Here is a 20,642-nt window from a genome sequence, read left to right on the forward strand (position 1 = left end):
CTGTTAGATGCTATTGAAGATATAATTAAGTGAGAATTGGATTTTAAAATTTATTTCTTCTTGACAATATACTATCCATATGTTATATTATCATCTGTAAAGGTAAATTCCTTAACAGTAAATGAAGGTGATTTTGTTGTTAAATATAGATAAGGTTGTTAGAGTGGCCAGATTATTCAGTTTTTATGCACCACTTTTGACTGAAAGGCAGCAGGAGTTCATTAGATTATATTATCACCATGATTTATCTTTAGGTGAGATAGCTGAGCAACAAGGAATCAGTCGCCAAGCGGTTTATGATAATTTAAAGCGTTCAGAAGAGTCTTTAGAGGACTATGAAGGAAAATTACAGTTACTTAAATATTATGATAGTATTCGAGATGAACTTGATAAATTAAATAACATAGTAGATAATATAGAACCCAGATTGGAAGAAGATGATGTAAGAGAGTTAAAAGATGTTTTGGCTAGATTGCAAGCCTACCAAGAGGGGGAATTGATGTGATTTTTGAAGGATTAGCAGATAAGCTACAAGGAGCGTTTAATAAATTAAAAGGAAAAGGTAAGTTATCAGAAAAGGATGTTAAGACAGCTTTAAGGGAAGTAAAACTAGCTTTATTAGAGGCTGATGTAAACTTTAAGGTCGTTAAAAAGTTTATTAAAAAGATTGAAGAGAGGGCTGTAGGGCATGAAGTATTAACTAGTTTGACTCCAGCTCAACAGGTAATTAAGATAGTTAATGAAGAGTTAACAGAGTTGATGGGAGGAACTCAAAGTAAGATAACTTTTGCTTCTAATCCTCCAACAATTATTATGATGGCTGGTTTGCAAGGTGCTGGTAAGACGACCACTGTTGGTAAACTAGCTAAATTGTTAAAGTCTCAAGGAAAGAATCCTCTGCTAGTAGCTGCCGATATCTATCGACCAGCTGCAATCAAGCAGTTACAAGTATTAGGTGAGAAAGTAGAACAGCCAGTATTCACTATGGGGGATAAGCAAGACCCTGTTGATATTGCTAAAGCTGCAATTAGCCATGCTGAATCAAATAATAATGATGTAGTGATTGTTGATACCGCTGGACGTTTGCATATAGATGAAGCTTTAATGGATGAACTAAAGAATGTTAAGAAGGCTGTAAAACCCCATGAAATATTGTTGGTTGTAGATTCTATGACTGGGCAAGATGCTGTTAATGTTGCTAAAAACTTTGATGAGGCTTTAGGTATTGATGGTGTTGTTTTAACTAAATTGGATGGTGACGCCCGTGGTGGTGCTGCCTTATCTATTAGTTCAGTAACAGGAAAGCCGATTAAATTTGGAGGTTTTGGAGAGAAATTAGAAGACTTAAGACCTTTTTATCCAGATCGTATGGCCTCTAGAATTTTGGGGATGGGTGATGTTTTAACTCTAATTGAGAAGGCTGAAGCTCAATTTGACGAGAAGAAGGCTAGAGAATTAGAGGAGAAGTTAAGAAAACAAGAGTTTACCTTTGAGGATTTCTTAGATCAGATGAAACAGGTAAGGAATATGGGACCTCTTGATGAGATATTAGGTATGATTCCTGGTGTTGGCAAACAACTAAAAGGAATTCAAGTTGATGAAAGAGAGTTAGATAAAATTGAAGCGATTATTAATTCTATGACAATAGAAGAACGTCGCAACCCTGAATTAATTAAAGGTAGTCGTCGCCGTAGAATTGCTAATGGAAGTGGAACAACAGTCCAAGATGTTAATCGTTTATTAAAGCAGTTCCAACAGACTAGAAAGATGATGAGACAGATGGGTGAGATGAGTAAGGGGCTAGGTTCAGGCAAGATGAAAGGTAAGTTTAAGCTACCTTTTATGTAAAATAATAATAAGTGTGAGTAATTTAATTAATAGTTATTCACAAATTTCATATAAATTATTAAATTAAAGGAGGTGAAGTATAATGGCAGTTAAAATTAGATTAAAAAGAATGGGTTCTAAAAGAAATCCTTTTTATAGATTAGTTGTTGCTGATTCTCGTAAGCCTAGAGATGGAAGATTTATCGAAGAGCTTGGATACTACAACCCTACAACTGATCCAGAAACAGTTAAAGTTAATGAAGAGGCTGCACTAAATTGGTTAAGCAATGGAGCACAACCTTCTGATACTGTAAGAAATATTTTAAGTCGTCAAGGGATCATGAAAAAGTTTGACGAAATGAAGAGAAAATAAGTTTAACTTAAAGTTCAGCTTTGGAGGTGCTCTTTTTGAAAGAGGTATTGCGAACAATCGTTAAACATATTGTGGACAATCCTGAAGAGATTCTAATAAATCAAAAAGAAGAGGGTCAATCTATAATCTTAGAACTAAAGGTTGCCGACGATGATATGGGTAAAGTGATTGGTAAAAGTGGAAGAGTTGCCAAAGCTATTAGAACTGTCATTGGTGCTGCAGCAACTAAAATTGATAAACAAGTTTTAGTAAAAATTATAGATTGATTTTAAAAATCGACTTATTTGATAAAAGGCTAGAGTAAATCTCTAGCCTTTTGCTGATTTTTCTTATAAATACTTTAATCTATATCTATTAATAGGATATAATAAATGGAGGTGAGTCTATGACTGAGAAATTAATCACTATAGGAGAGATTATTCGCCATCAGGGAAATAAAGGAGAAGTTAGAGTTAAGCCTTTAACTGATTTTCCTGAGAGGTTTGAATTATTAGATAGCGTCTATTTAGTTAAGAATAGGATCAAAAAAGAGGTTTATATAGAAGATGTCTGGTATCATAAACAGTTTATTATTTTAAAGTTTGAAGGTTTTGATGGAATTTCTGAAGCTATTGACCATAAAGGCTATTTAGTTCAGATAGCTGAAGAAGAGAAGATGGAGTTAGAAGAAGATAATTATTATGTAGATGAGATTATAGGGGTAGAGGTCTATACTGAAGCTGGAGAGTATTTAGGAATTATCCAAGAGGTTTTAGAGACTGGTGCTAATGATGTTTATATAGTTAATAATGATGGAGAAGAGTTATTATTACCTGCAATTAAAGATGTTATTTTAAATGTTGATTTAAATGCACAGAAGATGGAGGTAAAACTATTACCGGGATTGAGGTAAGGTGATTAGATGAAGTTTGAGATTTTGACATTATTTCCTGAAATGTTCGAAGGTGTTTTAGGGAGTAGTATTTTAAATAAAGCACAAGAGAGAGATTTGATTAATGTAGATACTATCAATATTCGCGATTATGCCACTGATAAACATAAGCAAGCTGATGACTACCCTTATGGTGGTGGAGCAGGAATGGTGATGAAACCAGAACCTATCTTTAGAGCTATTGAAGATTTGAGTATAGGTGAAAATGTTCCTGTTATCTTCTTAACACCTCAAGGCAAGACCTTTAATCAGAAGATGGCAAAGGACTTTGCTAAGAAGGAAAGGTTGGTCTTGTTATGCGGTCATTATGAAGGGGTTGACCAGAGGGTGAGAGATGAGCTAGTTACCCATGAGGTATCTATAGGTGATTTTGTTCTAACAGGTGGAGAGTTGCCTGCTATGATTTTGGTCGATGCTATCTCTAGAATGGTATCGGGGGTACTAGGAAGTGATGAGTCTTATATCGAAGATTCTTTCTATCACGGGATATTGGATTATCCTCAATATACTCGACCACAGGAGTTTAGGGGTTTAGAAGTACCCAGTATATTGTTAAGTGGTAACCATGCTAAGATTGCTCGTTGGAGAAGAAAAGAGGCTTTAAAGAAGACTTTAGTAAGAAGAGCAGACCTATTAGAAGAGGTTAAGTTATCTTTAGAAGACCAAGAAATATTAACAGAAATAAAAGAAGAATTGAAGAAGGAGGGGTAAGATGGGAGAGCCTAGATTTTATCTAGCACTATTACATAACCCCGTTTATAATAAGCGGATGGAAGTTATTACTACAACTGTTACCAACTTTGACTTACATGATATTGCCCGTTCTAGTAAAACCTATGATGTAAATAAATACTATATTGTTAACCATTTAGAATCACAACAGAGCTTAGTAGCTAGAATGAAGGAGTATTGGTCAGGTGATTTTGGGGCAGAATATAATCCAGATAGGAAAGAGGCCTTTAGTATACTTGATATTAAGGCGGAATTAGCAGATGTTGTAGCTGATATCAAGGATATAGAAGGAGAAGAACCTATCTTGGTAACTACTGATGCTAGAACTTATCCTAATACGATAACTTATAAAGCTTTAAGAGAGAAGATACATAGTGGTGATAAACCTTATTTAGTCTTATTAGGGACGGGATGGGGTTTGACCAAAGAGGTCATGAACTCCACAGAATACATCTTAGAGCCGATTTATGGTAGAGGGGACTATAACCACTTATCCGTAAGAAGTGCTGCAGCCATTATCTTGGACAGACTATTAGGTGAAAGCTGGTGGGGATGAATCTAAGCTTAAGCTAATACTCAATCTTAAACTTAGCTTTATTATAATTTAATAAATTTTCTTGTAATCTAGAAATTCTTATGTTATAATATCCTAGTGTGAAGACAGACGGTCCTCTGGCCCAAGGGGTTTAAGAACGTTTTGAGAGAGGAGGCAAGACAAATGAACATAATTGATACTATTGAAAGCCAACAATTAAAGAATGATATCCCTGAATTTAACTCTGGTGATACTGTTAAGGTACACGTGAAGGTTCAGGAAGGCGGGAAAGAGAGAATCCAAATTTTCCAAGGAATCGTTATTAAAAAGCAAGGTGGAGGAATCAGAGAGACTTTCACTGTAAGAAAGATTTCTTTTGGAGTTGGAGTTGAACGTGTTTTCCCAGTACATTCTCCAAAAATTGCTAAGATTGAAGTTGTAAGACGTGGAGATGTAAATAGAGCTAAATTATATTACCTAAGAGAACGTAGAGGTAAGGCTGCTCAAGTAAAAGAAAAGAGATTCTAATTAACTTAGATTACAAGAGGGACTGGCTATTTAAGCTTGTCCTTTTTTTCTATCCTATATAATTAATCTAGGATTAATTATATAGATTTGTGAATCTAGAATTTAATTTAAATATAAGACTATATGGGTATATTGCGATACTTATACTTTTTAAAAAAGTAGGCAAAATCTTAGGTTGCACCTAAGGGTACCTTACTTTTGGCATTGCCCCAAAAGTAAGCAAACCTACAGGTTCATATTTAGAACCCTTCGTGATAAATCCAGTCTAGAAAAGAATTAACCGACGAGTCTAACCTACGGGTTTAAAAAGCAAACCCTTCGTGGTAGAGCCCACTCACTCCGCAATTAACATCTATTGAGTTAAGAAATATAGAAGTTCTACTTCAAAGATTCCATTATTATTATTTTTGAGAGTACTTGCTTCGTTCAAACAATAATTTTTTCGCCTTTAAAGAGCTGAACACTCTAGGCTGATTTAAAAAGTATTGCATTATCTCTATAAAGTTTAATTTTAAATTCACACATCTATAAGTAATAAGTACAAGTTAAACACAAACTTAATTTTAAATATTAGTTATTTTATAATAAGGGGAGTGGAGTTGAATTGTTTAAAGAGTACTTACAATCAATAATAGTTGCTCTTCTAATTTCATTTTTTATCATTACTTTTGTGGTACAGGCCTTTTATATTCCATCGGGTTCGATGTTACCAACTTTAAAGCCTGGTGATAGAATCTTTGCTAATAAATTTATCTATAGATTTCGTGAACCTAAAAGGCAAGAGATAATTGTCTTTAAATGGCCAGTCAATCCAAAGCGTAGATTTATCAAAAGGTTAATTGGTTTACCAGGTGATGAAGTAAAGATAGTTGAAGGGCAGGTATATATTAATGATAAACCTTTAGAAGAGGATTATACACTAGAGAGAAGTTATACCGATTTTCCTGAGGTTAAAGTGCCAAAAGGGCATTATTTTATGTTAGGTGATAATCGTAATAATAGTGAAGATAGTAGATTCTGGGGATTTGTTCCTCGTAAGAATATACTAGGAAAAGCATTTGTTATTTTTTGGCCTTTAGATAGAATGGGGCTAATTAGGGAGGGGAATTAATGTCAATACAATGGTATCCAGGACATATGGTAAGAGCTAAGAGGCAAGTTGAAGATAGATTAAAGTTAATAGATGTAGTAATTGAGCTATTAGATGCTAGAATTCCATTCAGTAGTAGAAATCCTGATATAGATGAGATTTTAAAAGACCAAAAACGGGTGATAGTCCTTAATAAAATTGATTTAGCCGATCCAGAGAAGACTAAAAGTTGGAAGAGGTACTTCTCTAATATTGCTCCTACAGTAGCAGTAAACTCTTTAACAGGACAAGGAGTAACTCAAATTTTGAGGTTAGCTAGGGATTTAATGAATGAAGAGTTTGCAGTTTTGAAAGAGAAGGGCAGAAATGAGCGGAATATCAGAATGATGATTGTAGGAATTCCTAATGTAGGTAAGTCCCAATTGATTAATCAATTAAGTAATAAAAGTAGTGCTAAAACTGGTAATAGACCTGGAGTTACTAGAGGTCAACAGTGGGTTAAGTTAAAGAAAGGTTTTGAATTGTTAGATACACCTGGTATCTTATGGCCTAAATTTGAAGATGAGCAGGTTGGTTTTAGATTGGCTCTTGCTGGAGCTATTAAGGAAACTATCTTTGATAGTGAATTGCTTGCTTATAAATTGGTTGAATTACTAAGTGAAGTTGCTCCAGAGAAGTTAGAGGAGAGGTTTAAACTTGATCATCTAAATCCTGATACCTATGAATTGGTAGCTGATATTGGTAGAAAGCGTGGATGCTTACAATCAGGTGGAAGAATTGATCGTGACCGAACCTCAGACATAATCATCAAAGAGTTTAGAGATGGTAAATTTGGTAATCTGACTTTAGAGTTACCACCAGAGTAATTAGATTAGTGGCGAAGTAACAAGTTATGGGTGATGAGTAAAAGCTTTTATGATAGTTTATTAGTAGTTACTTGTTACTCGTTACTGAACTATAAAGGAGGTAGATAATTATGGATTTATCGAACTTAAGTATTAAAGAGATTAAAACTAAGGTAGATAACATGGAAGAGGTTACTGATGAATTGATTGAGAGTTTAGCATTAGATTCAAGAAAGGGTGTACAGCGGTTAGCTCAACAGATTCTACGCCAACAAAAACAAGAAGAAGAGCTAAGAAAGAAATATGAGAAGATGAGTATTCATGAAAGACGGGTAAAAGAGAAGGGCTATCAAATAATTGGAGGTATTGATGAGGCAGGAAGGGGACCTTTAGCAGGACCTGTGGTAGCGGCTGTAGTTATCCTGCCAGAAGATCAATCTATTTTAGGCTTAGATGACTCTAAGAAACTATCTGAGAAGAAGAGAGAAGAGCTCTTTGAGATAATCCAGCAGAAGGCAATAGATATAGGTGTGGGAATTGTTGATAATAAGAGAATTGATAAGATTAATATCTTACAGGCTACATATCAGGCAATGAGAGAAGCCATAAATAGCCTAGAGAATAGACCAGATTATTTATTGGTCGATGCTGAAACAATTCCAGATATCGATATTCCTCAAGCAGGAATTATTGAAGGTGATGCTCATAGTGTCTCTATTGCAGCAGCTTCAATTGTAGCTAAGGTAACTAGAGATAGGCTTTTAGTTGAATATGATAAAGAGTATCCCCAGTATAAATTTGCTTCAAATAAGGGTTATGGTACAGGAGAACATATTCAGGCTTTAAAGAGATATGGTATAACCCCTATACACCGTACTTCCTTTGGGATAGTCAGAGAATCCATGAATGGGTGATAGGATGTTAAAGACAGGAGATATAATAGAAGGTACGGTATTGGAGGTTAAAGTAGAAAGTGTGGTAATTAAATTTGATAGAAGGACAATTGAAGCAAAGTGTAAGGCAGAGCTACAAGAAGGGGAGAAGATTAAAGTTAAGATAAAGGGTTGGTATAATGGTAAGTTATTGCTTAAGGTTTTAAATAAGAATGATGGATTTTCATCAAACTCTATAGATGTAAGAGTTTGATGGTGATAAGAGAATTTTTAGAGTGAGACCAATTGATTTAAATAATCATATAAGTTATCTCTCTTCTCTTCATCTTCAAATAGGAATAATTCTGTCTTTCCATAGCCTTCACTACCAAGTACTATACTGACTGTAAGATCTAATCCCCATAATTCTTGGTCAAATTCTTCTGTTAAATCTTCAGGATCAATCTTTTCAATTTTGATGGTAGAGTCTTTTCTTGTCATCATTACTAGCATTTCTGTAAAATTTAATAAAACATTACTATATTCTAAGTTTTTCTTAATATAATTTTGGATAGCTTTATCATCCTCCATATTTCTCACTTCCTCACTTTTTTTATTTGATATATAATTAATTTATTTAACATAATTATAACATAAACTCTATTCATAAATGAAGTATTATTTGGAAGAGATTAATTGTTAAAAACCTCCTTTTGATTAAAAAGCAAAAGGAGGTTTTTGATAATTCCTACTATAATTTGTTAATAAAAATGATTTACTATAAAAGAAGGTGTATTTTGGTTTGATATAGAATTAAATAGAAAGAAATAGAAAATAATTTATTAGATAAAGGAGCTTTTAGATGTGTTAATAACTAAAAAAATATATTTACTTATTCTGTTTTTAATTATATTAAATCTCACATCTTATGCTAAGGATTTAGAGGATAATGAAATACTAATCTTAAACTCCTATTATAGAGGAGATAGTTGGGAAGATGATATTACCGAAACTCTAATGGATGGCTTGGGGTCTGGTAAAAATAATATTCATATTGAGTACATAGATATTCATCATGCTAATAGCAATTATTTTGAAAAATTATATAATATCTATAAATATAAGTATCAAAATTACCAATTTGATCTTATTATTGTTTGTGATAATGCAGCCTTTGATTTTTTGTATAAATATCAAGAAGTTTTATTTCCTCAAACACCAGTAATCTTCTGTGGAGTGAATAACTTTGACGATACTGTTCTTAAAGAAAAGCAAGGATTTACAGGTATAGTGGAAAAAGTAGATCTTATAGGTACTATAGATATTGCGTTACAATTACATCCAGATGCAGATAAAGTAGTTTTATTTGTAGATGGCACGTCTATAGGAAGTGTTCAAAATTATATCTTAGAAGAAGAACTTTTAAATTATAATGACAAAATTAAATATGAGATTATTAGAACAGAGAGTATAGTCACAGCTCAAAGGAAGGTTAGAAGATTATCTGAAGATGATATAATAATCTTAGCAGCAGGTTTTAATAATAACTGTGGTAATCGACTTTCTGCAAAAGATACTAGTATTTTATTAGCAAATAATAGTCAAGCACCAATTTATAGTGTTTGGGATTTCTTTTTAGGTCATGGGATTGTAGGTGGCAAACTTATCAATGGTCATTATCAAGGGAGAGTTGCTACAGCTTTAGCTAATAAAGTTTTATCTGGAGAAGATGTTAATAATATCCCTATTATAAAAGAGAGCCCTAATTTGTATATGTTTGATTATAAAGAGATGAAGAAGTTTGAAATTAAAATCTCTAATTTACCCCCAAAAAGTATTGTCATAAATAAAAATGAATCTTTTTTTGTAAAAAATAAAGATAAACCTATCTTTCAGGTTATTATCTTTTCTATAATTATTCTGCTGTGTTTAGTGGTTATTCTCGGTATTAGTATATTTAAATATGAGAGAGTAGAAAAAGAATTACTGCTTATAAAAGAAGATTTAGAAGATAAGGTAGCAGAACGAACTATTAAATTAGAGCTTGAGAAGGGAAAACTACAAAGCTATTTAGATATGGCAGAGGTAGTATTTGTAGTATTGGATTTAGAACAGAAGGTAACAATGATTAATAAGAAAGGATGTGAACTTTTAGGTTATAATAGAGAAGAGATATTAGGTAAAAATTGGTTTGATAATTTTATAAATCAAAATGATAGAAGAACTATTTATAGAAAGACTTCTAAAGAAGAGGATATAGTTATAACTAAAACAACAGAGAATTTCTTAGTAAGCAAAAACGGTAAGACTAGAATATTAATTTGGCATAATTCTATCTTAAGAGATAAGGATGGAAAGATTACAGGGACAGTAAGTTCAGGGGTAGATGTTACTAAAGAGAGATTATTAGAAGAAAGATTAGAAAAAAGTATAGTTAATATTGATAATCTCTTAGATTTTCCTCCTGAATTGAGGAAGCCTCTAAGTTTAATCTTCTCTTCATTACATATATTAGATATTAGTGAAATTTCATTTGTAATTATAGATAAACAGAAAAGGGTTGTAATGGTTAATCAAGCAGCCCAAGATATTTTTGGGTATAATCGAGAAGAAATCATTGGTGTTAATATGTTAGATTTTATTAAAAAAGATAAAAGAGATGAGATATATCAACTTTTTGATAATATATTGGCATTAAAGCTAAAGTTACCGTTATATATTGAGATTACTTGTTTAACTAAGGATGGAAGAGAGATAATAATAGCCTGGTATACATCTGTTTTAAAAGATGATAACGGAGTTGTACAAGCAATCTTCAGTACAGGTATAGATATTACTGAGCGTAAACTACTAGAAGATAAGCTGCAATATAATAAACTGAAGGTAGAGTTCTTTGCTAACTTAACCCATGAGCTAAAAACTCCATTAAACTTAATCTTCTCAGCTACGCAAATGCTAGAGATATACCATAAAAAGAACCTCCCGGCTAAAGAGATGAAAGATGCAAAAAAATATCTAACTATTATTAAACAGAATGGATATAGACAATTAAGATTAGTCGATAATTTGGTGGATATTACTAAAATTAATTCAAATTCCTTTAAATTAAATTTGCAGAATCGAGATATAGTAGAGGTTATTAGAAAGATTACGCTTTCTACAGCAGAATATATCAAAAATAAGGATAGGAGTTTAGAGTTTAATTCACAAATAGATGAGAAGATAATACCTTGTGATTTGTGTGCTATTGAGAGGATTATCTTAAATTTATTATCTAATGCTGTAAAGTTTACAAATGAAGGTGATAAGATATTTGTAAGAGTATATCAAGAAGATGATAAAGTTATGATTTCTATTCAAGATAATGGTATTGGAATAGAGACAAATAAGCTAGATCTTATTTTTGATAAATTTAGACAGGTTGATAAATCCTTTAGCAGAAATACTGAAGGAAGTGGTATTGGTTTAGCTATTGTTAAGTTACTTATAGAATTACATAATGGAAGTCTAAAAGTAGAGAGTGAGTATGGAAAGGGTAGTAATTTTATTATTGGGTTACCAGATATTGAATTGAAGGAGAAAAACGGTGAAATAATTCTTAATGATGAAAATAATATAGACAACCTAGATGACAGAATAAAGCTTGAATTCTCTGATGTCTATGGTCTATAGTTAGTTTACTTTAGAACCAAATTTAATTTAAAATAAAAAGCTCCATCAAATTTATTTGATGGAGCTATCTATATTAAAAGGTAACCTTGAAGATTACCTTTAATCTTATTATATGCAAAATGAAAAAAATAAGTACTTTATCATCAAAAAGATTATGTTAGTATTGTATATTAAATACAATTAACTTCATATCTATTTATTAAATTATTAAATAAAATATTTTGGATTTTTCCTAGAAATTGTTGACTTCGAGTAGACTCTAGGGTGTATAATATAATTAAAAGTGGGAATTTAGGAAGGTAAACCAAAGGTGATACAGCAATTAAATTAAGAAGAGTGATAATACTTCAGCATAGACTTAAAGTAGAAGAAAAATAGAGAATATAAAGTATTCCTTGACTAAAATTAATAAAAAATTAAAGTATTATGATATAAGTTAAGGGTTAGACCTCTATAATTTAAGTTATAAGAGTAATAAATAAATATTATACATAAATTTAAGTATACTTATTTTTTACTAGTGGGAACAATTAATTTTTATAAATTTTTTATTAAAATTAATTATTAAAAAATGGAGATATTAAGATAGATTTTAATTATTATGTACCAACAAAGATTTTATTTAGACCTGGTAAATTAAATGAATTGTCAGATGAAAATATTCCAGAAAAGAAGGCTTTAATTGTTATATCAGCAGGAACTTCTATGAAAAAATATAGTTATTTAGAGCGACTGGAGAATATTTTAGCTGATAAAGCATTTAATCTGTTTTATTTGATAAGATATTAGCTAATCCAATCAAGTCCCATGTTATGGAAGGAGCAGAACTTGTTAAGAAAGAGAATTGTGACTTTGTAATGGGACTTGGTGGTGGTAGTAGTATTGACTCAGCAAAAATTATTGCTATTATGGTCAAAAATCCTGGAGATTATTGGGACTATGTTTCTGGTGGTTCAGGAAAAGGGGTGCCTATAGAAAATGATGTCTTACCTATTGTTGCTATAACTACAACAGCTGGAACTGGTACAGAGGCTGATCCATGGACAGTTATTACTAAAGAAGAGATCAATGAAAAGATTGGTTTTGGTTGTGAGGATACATTCCCAGTATTATCAGTTGTTGATCCAGAATTGATGTTGACAGTACCTAAAGATTTGACTGCTTATCAGGGGTTTGGTGCACTTTTTCATGCAATAGAAGGCTATATTGCCAATATAGCTACCCAATTAGTGATCCCTATGCTCTAAAAAGTATTGAGTTGATAGCTAAATATTTACCTACAGCTGTTAAGGACAGGAATAATCTTGAAGCACGCACCCAAGTAGCTTTGGCAAATACTCTTTCTGGATTTGTAGAATCAACATCTTGTACTTCAGAGCATTTTATGGAACACGCCCTTAGTGCTAATCACCCTAAGCTTCCACATGGGGCAGGACTTATTATGTAATCAGAAGCATATTATAAATTTTTTGCATCTAAAGCCACTGATAGATTTATAGATATGGCAAGAGCTATGGGTTGATGTAGATTCCCTTCCAGAAGAAGAACGGCCTATGTCCTTTGTTAAGGCATTAATTAAACTTCAAGAAGAATGTGATGTGGCTGATCTTAAGATGTCAGACTGTAGAATTAAGCTAGAAGAGATTCCTATGCTTGCTGAAAATGCACGTAATACTATGCAAGGGCTATTTGAATTAGATCCTTATACACTATCTCTAGAAGAAACGATAGAGATTATGACAAATGCATATAAGTAGAAAGCTGTAATTTATTAATAGAAATTTAATTGGGAGGATGAAAGGTATGGAATATAGAAAGCTTATTAATCTCGATTGGGAGGCTTCTGCCTTAGGATTTGGGGCTATGAGATTTCCTACTACCGAAGATGGGAAGATAGATGAAGAAGAATCTATTGAAATGATAAGATATGCAGTTGACCATGGTATAAATTATGTAGATACAGCTTGGCCATACCATGGTGGAGAGAGTGAGTTACTAGTAGCTAAGGCATTGAAGGATGGATATCGTGAAAAGGTAAAATTAGCTACTAAGCTCCCTTCTTGGTTAATCGAAAAGAGAGAGGATATGGACTATTACTTAAATAAGCAATTAGAAAAGTTAGAAACAGATTATATAGACTTCTATTTATTACATGCACTTAACAGAGAACGTTGGGATAAGTTTAAAGAATTAGATGTCTTCTCTTGGATTGAAAAGATTTTAGCAGAAGGGAAAATCAAACATATTGGATTCTCTTTTCATGATGGTTATGAGCTATTTGAAGAGATTATAGATGGTTATGATTGGGATTTTTGCCAGATTCAATATAATTACTTAGATGTTGATTTTCAGGCAGGTAAAAGAGGCTTAAAATATGCCCATGACAATGGAGTAGCTGTTATTATTATGGAACCATTAAAGGGAGGGCAGCTAGCTTTAGCTCCTGCTGATTCGGTTAAGGAAATCTTTGATAATGCCCCTATTAAAAGAAGCTATGTTGACTGGGCATTACAATGGTTATGGGATCAAGAAGAAGTGGCTTTTATATTAAGTGGAATGAGTAATTTGCAACAAGTTAAAGAGAATATAGAGAGTGCTGCTAACTCTGGAGTTAATACTTTAACTAAAGAGGAATTAATAGTGATAGAACAGTTACAAAATAAGTATCAAGAATTATCACCAGTTAGCTGTACTGGTTGTGAATATTGTATTCCATGTCCTGTTGGAGTTAATATTCCAGCTAATTTTAAATTATATAATCGAGCTAAGATTTATAATAAATTCGAAGAAAATAATAAAAAATATAATGAAATGGGAGACAAAGAAAAAGCTAACACTTGTGTTGAATGTGGAGCTTGTGAGAAGGTCTGCCCACAGAATTTAGAGATAATTGAATTATTAAAAGATGTAAATAGTTATTTTGAATAATTAAACATATCTAGACACCTCTATTAGCATAGAAATATTAATATGGATTATCTGATTTAATGATGAACCTCCTAATTAGGAGGTTTTTTTGTTATCAATAATCTTTTATTTATGTATAATTACAGATATAATGGTTACCATATCTTAGTAATGATGCTAGGAGGTATTATTTTGAATACGAGAACTTTAGGGAAAGTGGGAGAAGAGTTAGCAAAATTATTTCTAGAAAAAGAAGGATACCGGATTTTGGAAGAGAACTTCTGGTGTCGTTATGGAGAGATAGACCTAATAGCTAAAGAAGCAGATTATGTAGTCTTTATAGAGGTTAAGTTAAGTAATAATAAATCATATTTGACTCCACAGGAGAAGGTTGACTATAGAAAACAGAGACAGCTAGAGAAAGTAGCTAGATACTATTTTAGTCTTCAACAAGTAGATAGTGATTTTCGTTTTGATGTAGTAGCAATCTCTGGTGATAAAAAGAATAGAGAGATAGAATTATTTAAGAATGCTTTTTATTGTTAGGAGGGATTTTTATGTTAGCAAAAGCTATAAGTAATGCGGTATTAGGAATAGATGGTTATTTGGTAGAGGTAGAGGTGGATTTGGCTAAGGGATTACCTGCTTTTAATATAGTAGGATTGCCTGATGTGGCTGTTAAAGAGGCTAAGGAGAGAGTACGTTCTGCTATTAAGAACTCTGGATATTCCTTTCCAATCAAGAGGATTACTGTCAATCTAGCCCCTGCCGATATCAAAAAAGAGGGAGCAGCCTTTGATTTACCAATTGCAATTTCTATCTTAGCAGCTTCAGGCCTAATTGATAATAGGGTGTTGAGCGATTATGCATTAATTGGAGAATTATCTTTAGATGGTCAAATTAGAGGTGTTAAGGGAGTCTTGTCTATGGCACTAGCAGCAAAAGGAGCATCTAAGAAGGGATTTATTCTACCAGAAGCGAATTCTCAGGAGGCTTCTGTAGTAGAGGGATTAGATGTTATTCCTGTAAAGAGCTTAGAGGAGACCATAGATTACCTTAATGGTAATTTAAAGATTGATGCTATTAAAGAGAATTATCAATTATCCACTAATCAAGATTATAAGATTGACTTTGCTGATGTTAAAGGGCAAGAAGCAGCTAAACGGGCTTTAGAGGTTGCAGCAGCAGGAGGGCATAATCTAATTATGATTGGACCACCTGGGTCAGGAAAGACGATGCTAGCTAAGAGGTTACCCACTATCTTACCCAGTTTGACCAAAGAAGAAGCTATTGAAGTTACTAAAATTTTCAGTATAATCGGTAGATTAGCAAAGGATAAATCATTAATTACCAGTAGACCCTTTCGCAGTCCTCACCACACTACCTCTGATGTTGGTTTAATTGGTGGAGGAAGGATTCCTAAGCCTGGTGAAGTCAGTTTAGCTCATCACGGTGTCTTATTTTTAGATGAACTGCCAGAGTTTAAGAAGAATGTATTAGAGGTCTTACGGCAACCTTTAGAAGAAGGAATGGTCAGTATTTCAAGAGCATTGACTACTCTAGATTATCCAGCAAAATTTATGTTGATTGCAGCTATGAACCCTTGTCCTTGTGGTTATTATGGGGATATTAAGCAAGAATGTGGTTGTACTCCTAGGCAGATTAATCGTTACCTTGGCAAGATATCAGGTCCCTTACTAGACAGAATTGATATTCACCTTGAAGTTCCCTGTTTAGAGGTGGAGGAGCTAACCAATTATCAAAAAGGTCAAAGCTCTGCAATTATCAAAAAAAGGGTAGAAGAGGCAAGAAAGGTTCAAGCAGATAGATTTAAAGCTGAAGAGATTAACTGTAATGTAGAGATGAATAGCCCTATGGTAGAGAAATACTGTATTATGAATAAAGATGCATTTAATTTATTAGAGCAGGCGATTACTAGATTGAATTTAAGCGCTAGGGCTTATGATCGTGTATTAAAGCTAGCAAGGACTATAGCCGATTTAGCAGGTAAAGAGATAATATCATTTGAACATATAGCTGAAGCTGTACAATATCGGAGCTTAGATAGGAAGTATATTGATTTGGTATAGATTAAAGACCTTTCTACTTAGAAAGGTCTTTAATTTTAATTTAATGGTTTTAACCTATCAACTATTAATTTGATTGAAACTCCCATTAGAATATAGATGGGAAAGGAGTAGATATACTTCCAACTTAATCTTTCATAAATGTTTATCTCAACTAACCATGGTTCAAATAAAAAGCTATTAAATAGAGCAAGGATAGTATGTGTAATAAAGAAGCTCTGCCATCCTCTAAAATATTGGTAAATTAACATATAGCTAACAGGTAGAAAGCTTAAGTTAATTGGATGTAATAGTTGACGGCTAAAGGGAAGTATTTGATAGGAATAAGCCCATAGCATTAAGTTTATTCCTAAACTATCAAGTAATATAACTAACACCATAGTAATAAATCCATAAAGTAATATTTGATATCTATTACTCTTATCAAGCAGCTTCCATAATAAAATCCAAGGTAGAATTAAGACTACGATTAATAGCCACCACTGATAACTAAATAAAGTATTTTTAAGCCAATGTTTCAGTGCTAATTTATTTATTGTTTCTCTATACTTAAGTATCTCTTTAAAAAGTTCAAATTCCATAGAAGCCTCCAGTATAAAGAGTATTCTTTTTATATATTTACTATCTTCTCCTAAATAATAAATTAATATGATAAGAAAAAGGATTCTGAATATAAAAATCAATTTAATAAAAGATACTAATATTAGATTAAAGTATAATCAATATAATATTATAGGTATCTAACTTTAGAGTGAAATAAAAAATAAAGTGATTATTAGCCACAGATTAACACAGATAGAAGGTAAAAGATTTATCTACAAGTTTATTATTTAAAAGGTTTTGAACTAATCCATAAAAATCTACTGTTAGTTATAGATTTATACCCGATAGCCAATTCTAAGTGTAAATAATATATCTAATAGTAAAATAAGTAAAGTTGAGATGATTACTAATCCATAAAGAAAATACTTCTTTCTTATTTTTTCATAGAACATTCCTAGAAATACTGTCACTTCTAAAATGAGAATATGCCTAATAAAATCTGTAATGTGTAATGTTCTATCACCAAAGAGTATCTTATAGCTAAAGAAATCATAGTTTAAGAGTATTAGGATTAAAGTAAAAGAGAATAAAGTTCCAGAGAATATATTTTTGGTCAAGTCTACTTTCAATCCGCTTATCTCTTCTTTAGAGAATAGGGTATTTTTAAAAGCATTTAGGGTAGTTAGGAGGAGAATATTTATTGAGTAGACAGGTATAGTTGTAGTTATTGCAAGAACTATGAGTTTAGCTGGTTTATTACTCCAAAGTAAAGAGAAATTTTTAGTATATAGCTCTATAATCAGTACACCGGTAAAGAGCATTGAAGTTATTAGAAATAAGATAGAAAGAATTCTTTTGCTATAAGAAGAAGCAGTTTGAAAATAAAGGGATAATCTTTCCATTAAGCTCTTATCATCAATTTTTCCTATCTCTTCAAAGCTATCTTTAGGGTGTTTTTTATCCTCTTGCTCTGTTTTTATTCTAACTTCTTCTTCATTTAGGTCTATTACTTCATTCTGATGTTCTTCATTATCAACCATAATATAAGCCCCCTTTTTATATGAGTTTACTATCCTTTAATTTATTAAGATTAATTCCATATTAGTTATAAAAGACCTTTATTTTAAGGACACATATAGATAATTTTTAAATCTAATCTTAATGTTTAAAAGAAAATTTATTCTTATAAAGGTTAGTTTTGACCAAATATAAAAATCCAAACCATAGAAGTCCCTAAGTTAAGAGATATTATAGTTTGGATTTACTGATAATTAACCTGTACATACTCTATTTCTCCCTGTTTGTTTAGCTTGATATAAAGCATGATCTGCTTCTTCTACTATATTATCTAAGTTTCTTGTTTTATCAGGATAAGTAGTTATTCCAACAGAGACAGTAATGTGGACCTTTTGCTGATTTGCTAATACAAATTGGTGTTTCTCTACATTTTTTCTAATTCGTTCTGCTACTGCTATAGCCATCTGGTTAGGGCAATCAGGTAATAAGATACAGAACTCTTCTCCACCAGTTCTTGATACTATATCAAAGTCTCTACAAGAATTAGATAAAACTTTGGCTAACTCCTTTAAAATAGAATCACCTGCCAAATGACCATAAGTATCATTTATTTTTTTAAAATGGTCTATATCAAGAATAATGATAGAGAGATTCTTCTGATTTTTTTGCAGTTGATTTATTATGTTATTGAGTTTATTATCAAAGCTTCTAACATTATTCAGCCCAGTTAGGAAGTCTTGAGTAGCCTCTATTTTAAATCTTTTATAAAGGCTATTTGATACCGTAATATAATTAGAAAAGTGATATACCAATAAACCTGTAATTATAGACATTATCATAAAATAAATAGTTGATTCTAATACTAGATTTCTTTCTTTAACAACAAATAATAACTCTATGGTTATAACTGCTACATTAACTATATTCATGTATAGCCATTTTTTATTTTGGGAAATATTTAGTTTACTTATCAATCCACTGATTATTCCTAATAAGATAATTAGAAATCCTACTGTTATAGATATAGGGGTAGTGGAAAAATAATAGATGCGAAAATTAGCTATTATGAGAGCAGTTATTATAGAAGATGTTAGCCCACCATAAATGGCTACAACAATAATTGCAAAATATCGCAAATCCAAAACAATCTCAGGAGAAATTCTGACACTGAAAATCATTAATATACTCCCTAAAATACCTGAGGCAATACCACCGAAAATCTTTATTTTAAGAGGAGCAGAAGGGGATAATGGACTTTCTTTAAAGATTTCTCCACCTAAAAATAAGAATGAAATTAAAATACTACTATTGATAAAGAGATCTTTTAGCATATCACTAATAGCTCCTTTATATTAAAATTTAGAAAAATGGTAATGATTCTCATTAAAATTATATAATAGTTGCTAATAAATATCAAGATTTTGATTTTGGGTTTATAACCATTATAATTGTTTTATTGACATATATAGTTATAGTTCTAAAATTTTAATGTGTTGCTATATAGGGATAATGCGACACTTTAGTAACTAGTGACAAGTGACGAGTAACCAGTAAAGAACTTAACTTGTTACCTGTTACTCGTTACTATCATCCAACTTTAAATTGAAATTTAAAGTTGGATGACTATACAGATGTGTAAGTTAGAATGAATTTTATTTCTTTAAATCAGCCAGAGGAGAGTTGCAATTATTATAGAATCTATTATTGTAGGGAAATTTGATATAGAATATTAAGTATAGTAATAATTAGAATAGGAGCTGGTTAGATGCAGAAAAGGGATACTATTTTATTTGATTTAGATGGAACTTTATTGAGGATAGATTTTGATGATTTCTTGAAGAGGTATTTTAAAGCATTGACAGGAGAATTTACAGATTTGGCTGAACCTGAGCTATTTATCAAAGTATTGATGAAGTCTACTCAAGATATGATAGAGAATGATGGAATTTTGACCAATGAAGGTGCTTTTATGAACTCCTTCTTTTCTATGATAGAAGTAGAAGATATAGAAGCTATTAAAACTAGATTTGATAGCTTCTATAAAGAGAAGTTTCCATTACTAGGAGAAGATGTGAAGCCTAGTGCTAAGGTTTTAGAGATGGTAGGATTATTCAAAGAATTAGGATATACTATGGCTATAACCACCAATCCACTATTTCCAAGGGAAGCCATTTTGGAACGAGTTAGATGGGCTGGATTAAATCCTGATGATTTTGTGATGGTGACAAGCTATGAGGAGATGCATTATGCTAAACCAAATTTAGCCTATTTTCAAGAGGCTATTGATAAATTAGGGAGGAAGCCCGAATCATGTATCTTAGTTGGTAATGACTTGCAGGAGGATATTGTAGCAGGTAGGCTAGGTATTAAGACATTTTTAGTAGAAGATTATTTAATTGATAGAGGAACAGAAGAAGAGATTATTCCAGACTGGAGAGGAAGTTTAGAGGATTTTGTAGACTATATTAAAGAGAATTTTTAAAGGGATTCTACATATTTGCCAGATGATTGACCAATAAAATGGGAGATTATCTGGCTTTTGATTTGAATCAGATTTGTTGAAAATTTAGATATTTATTATAGAATGAAATTTACTTGATAAAATTATCAATAAGTATTATTGAATAGAGGGTTAAGTATAAATTTATTTTATTAGGAGAATGAAAACCAGTTTACATATACT

At 31.8% G+C, this 20,642-nt stretch carries 21 protein-coding genes and 1 pseudogene; 18 read left to right on the forward strand and 4 right to left on the reverse strand.

The window, feature by feature from the left end; genetic code table 11:
• Window positions 1-127: 127 nt before the first annotated feature.
• From ylxM to U472_RS06130, 12 genes are all read left to right on the forward strand, one after another.
• The gene (gene ylxM, locus U472_RS06075) at window positions 128-505 is read left to right on the forward strand and encodes a YlxM family DNA-binding protein (protein ID WP_245684752.1); all 378 of its coding nucleotides are present in this window, start codon (window positions 128-130) and stop codon (window positions 503-505) included.
• On the forward strand, window positions 502-1,848 hold the full coding sequence (ffh, locus tag U472_RS06080) for a signal recognition particle protein (RefSeq protein ID WP_068716548.1): 1,347 nt from the start codon (window positions 502-504) through the stop codon (window positions 1,846-1,848). Before ylxM ends, ffh begins: the two co-directional genes overlap by 4 nt.
• Before the next feature lie 82 nt (window positions 1,849-1,930).
• The gene (rpsP, locus tag U472_RS06085) at window positions 1,931-2,200 is read left to right on the forward strand and encodes a 30S ribosomal protein S16 (RefSeq protein WP_068716550.1); all 270 of its coding nucleotides are present in this window, start codon (window positions 1,931-1,933) and stop codon (window positions 2,198-2,200) included.
• 35 nt (window positions 2,201-2,235) lie between these two features.
• Complete coding sequence (locus tag U472_RS06090) at window positions 2,236-2,466, forward strand: KH domain-containing protein (RefSeq protein ID WP_068716551.1); 231 nt, start codon at window positions 2,236-2,238, stop codon at window positions 2,464-2,466.
• 119 nt (window positions 2,467-2,585) lie between these two features.
• Window positions 2,586-3,092, forward strand: coding sequence for a ribosome maturation factor RimM (rimM, locus tag U472_RS06095; RefSeq protein ID WP_068716553.1), 507 nt, complete (start codon window positions 2,586-2,588; stop codon window positions 3,090-3,092).
• Window positions 3,093-3,101: 9 nt separating this feature from the next.
• Entirely contained in the window at window positions 3,102-3,842 is a 741-nt protein-coding gene (gene trmD / locus U472_RS06100) for a tRNA (guanosine(37)-N1)-methyltransferase TrmD (protein WP_068716555.1), read from the forward strand.
• A 1-nt stretch (window position 3,843) separates the two neighbouring features.
• The gene (locus tag U472_RS06105) at window positions 3,844-4,419 is read left to right on the forward strand and encodes an RNA methyltransferase (protein WP_068716557.1); all 576 of its coding nucleotides are present in this window, start codon (window positions 3,844-3,846) and stop codon (window positions 4,417-4,419) included.
• Between the two features lie 162 nt (window positions 4,420-4,581).
• The gene (gene rplS, locus U472_RS06110) at window positions 4,582-4,926 is read left to right on the forward strand and encodes a 50S ribosomal protein L19 (protein WP_068716559.1); all 345 of its coding nucleotides are present in this window, start codon (window positions 4,582-4,584) and stop codon (window positions 4,924-4,926) included.
• A 604-nt stretch (window positions 4,927-5,530) separates the two neighbouring features.
• Entirely contained in the window at window positions 5,531-6,037 is a 507-nt protein-coding gene (gene lepB / locus U472_RS06115; RefSeq protein ID WP_068716561.1) for a signal peptidase I, read from the forward strand.
• Window positions 6,037-6,882 (forward strand): ribosome biogenesis GTPase YlqF, encoded by an 846-nt coding sequence (gene ylqF, locus U472_RS06120; protein ID WP_068716563.1) that lies wholly within the window; start codon window positions 6,037-6,039, stop codon window positions 6,880-6,882. Before lepB ends, ylqF begins: the two co-directional genes overlap by 1 nt.
• A gap of 110 nt (window positions 6,883-6,992) precedes the next feature.
• Window positions 6,993-7,775, forward strand: coding sequence for a ribonuclease HII (locus U472_RS06125; protein ID WP_068716565.1), 783 nt, complete (start codon window positions 6,993-6,995; stop codon window positions 7,773-7,775).
• Window positions 7,768-8,007 carry a hypothetical protein gene (locus U472_RS06130; protein ID WP_245684753.1) on the forward strand — a complete coding sequence of 80 codons (240 nt, stop codon included), beginning with the start codon at window positions 7,768-7,770 and terminating at the stop codon, window positions 8,005-8,007. The genes U472_RS06125 and U472_RS06130 overlap by 8 nt, the downstream gene beginning before the upstream one ends.
• Window positions 8,008-8,024: 17 nt before the next feature.
• Here U472_RS06130 and U472_RS06135 read toward each other — a convergent pair whose 3' ends face one another.
• Window positions 8,025-8,324 carry a hypothetical protein gene (locus U472_RS06135; protein ID WP_068716567.1) on the reverse strand — a complete coding sequence of 100 codons (300 nt, stop codon included), beginning with the start codon at window positions 8,322-8,324 and terminating at the stop codon, window positions 8,025-8,027.
• Between the two features lie 273 nt (window positions 8,325-8,597).
• On the opposite strand from U472_RS06135, the gene U472_RS06140 reads away from it, so the two are divergent.
• The 5 genes and pseudogenes from U472_RS06140 (at window position 8,598) to U472_RS06160 (ending at window position 16,402) form a co-directional block, all read left to right on the forward strand.
• On the forward strand, window positions 8,598-11,405 hold the full coding sequence (locus U472_RS06140; RefSeq protein ID WP_068716569.1) for a sensor histidine kinase: 2,808 nt from the start codon (window positions 8,598-8,600) through the stop codon (window positions 11,403-11,405).
• Between the two features lie 585 nt (window positions 11,406-11,990).
• Window positions 11,991-13,162 (forward strand): annotated as a pseudogene (locus U472_RS17530) (iron-containing alcohol dehydrogenase).
• Window positions 13,163-13,208: 46 nt separating this feature from the next.
• Entirely contained in the window at window positions 13,209-14,333 is a 1,125-nt protein-coding gene (locus U472_RS06150) for an aldo/keto reductase (protein WP_068716571.1), read from the forward strand.
• A 171-nt stretch (window positions 14,334-14,504) separates the two neighbouring features.
• The gene (locus U472_RS06155; RefSeq protein ID WP_083189820.1) at window positions 14,505-14,858 is read left to right on the forward strand and encodes a YraN family protein; all 354 of its coding nucleotides are present in this window, start codon (window positions 14,505-14,507) and stop codon (window positions 14,856-14,858) included.
• 11 nt (window positions 14,859-14,869) lie between these two features.
• Window positions 14,870-16,402 (forward strand): YifB family Mg chelatase-like AAA ATPase, encoded by a 1,533-nt coding sequence (locus U472_RS06160; protein ID WP_068716573.1) that lies wholly within the window; start codon window positions 14,870-14,872, stop codon window positions 16,400-16,402.
• A gap of 35 nt (window positions 16,403-16,437) precedes the next feature.
• Here U472_RS06160 and U472_RS06165 read toward each other — a convergent pair whose 3' ends face one another.
• From U472_RS06165 to U472_RS06175, 3 genes are all read right to left on the reverse strand, one after another.
• Window positions 16,438-16,980 carry a CBO0543 family protein gene (locus U472_RS06165; RefSeq protein WP_068716575.1) on the reverse strand — a complete coding sequence of 181 codons (543 nt, stop codon included), beginning with the start codon at window positions 16,978-16,980 and terminating at the stop codon, window positions 16,438-16,440.
• A 297-nt stretch (window positions 16,981-17,277) separates the two neighbouring features.
• Window positions 17,278-17,982: a hypothetical protein gene (locus tag U472_RS06170; protein WP_068716577.1), complete on the reverse strand. Its 705-nt coding sequence runs from the start codon at window positions 17,980-17,982 to the stop codon at window positions 17,278-17,280.
• Window positions 17,983-18,213: 231 nt separating this feature from the next.
• A complete protein-coding gene (locus U472_RS06175) occupies window positions 18,214-19,290 on the reverse strand; it encodes a GGDEF domain-containing protein (protein WP_068716579.1) in 1,077 nt (358 codons plus the stop codon).
• A 434-nt stretch (window positions 19,291-19,724) separates the two neighbouring features.
• Here U472_RS06175 and U472_RS06180 point away from each other — a divergent pair, with 434 nt between their 5' ends.
• Complete coding sequence (locus tag U472_RS06180) at window positions 19,725-20,441, forward strand: HAD family hydrolase (protein WP_068716581.1); 717 nt, start codon at window positions 19,725-19,727, stop codon at window positions 20,439-20,441.
• The last annotated feature ends 201 nt before the right edge of the window (window positions 20,442-20,642 follow it).

The organism is Orenia metallireducens (genome assembly GCF_001693735.1).
Taxonomy (GTDB): Bacteria; Bacillota; Halanaerobiia; order Halobacteroidales; family Halobacteroidaceae; genus Orenia; species Orenia metallireducens.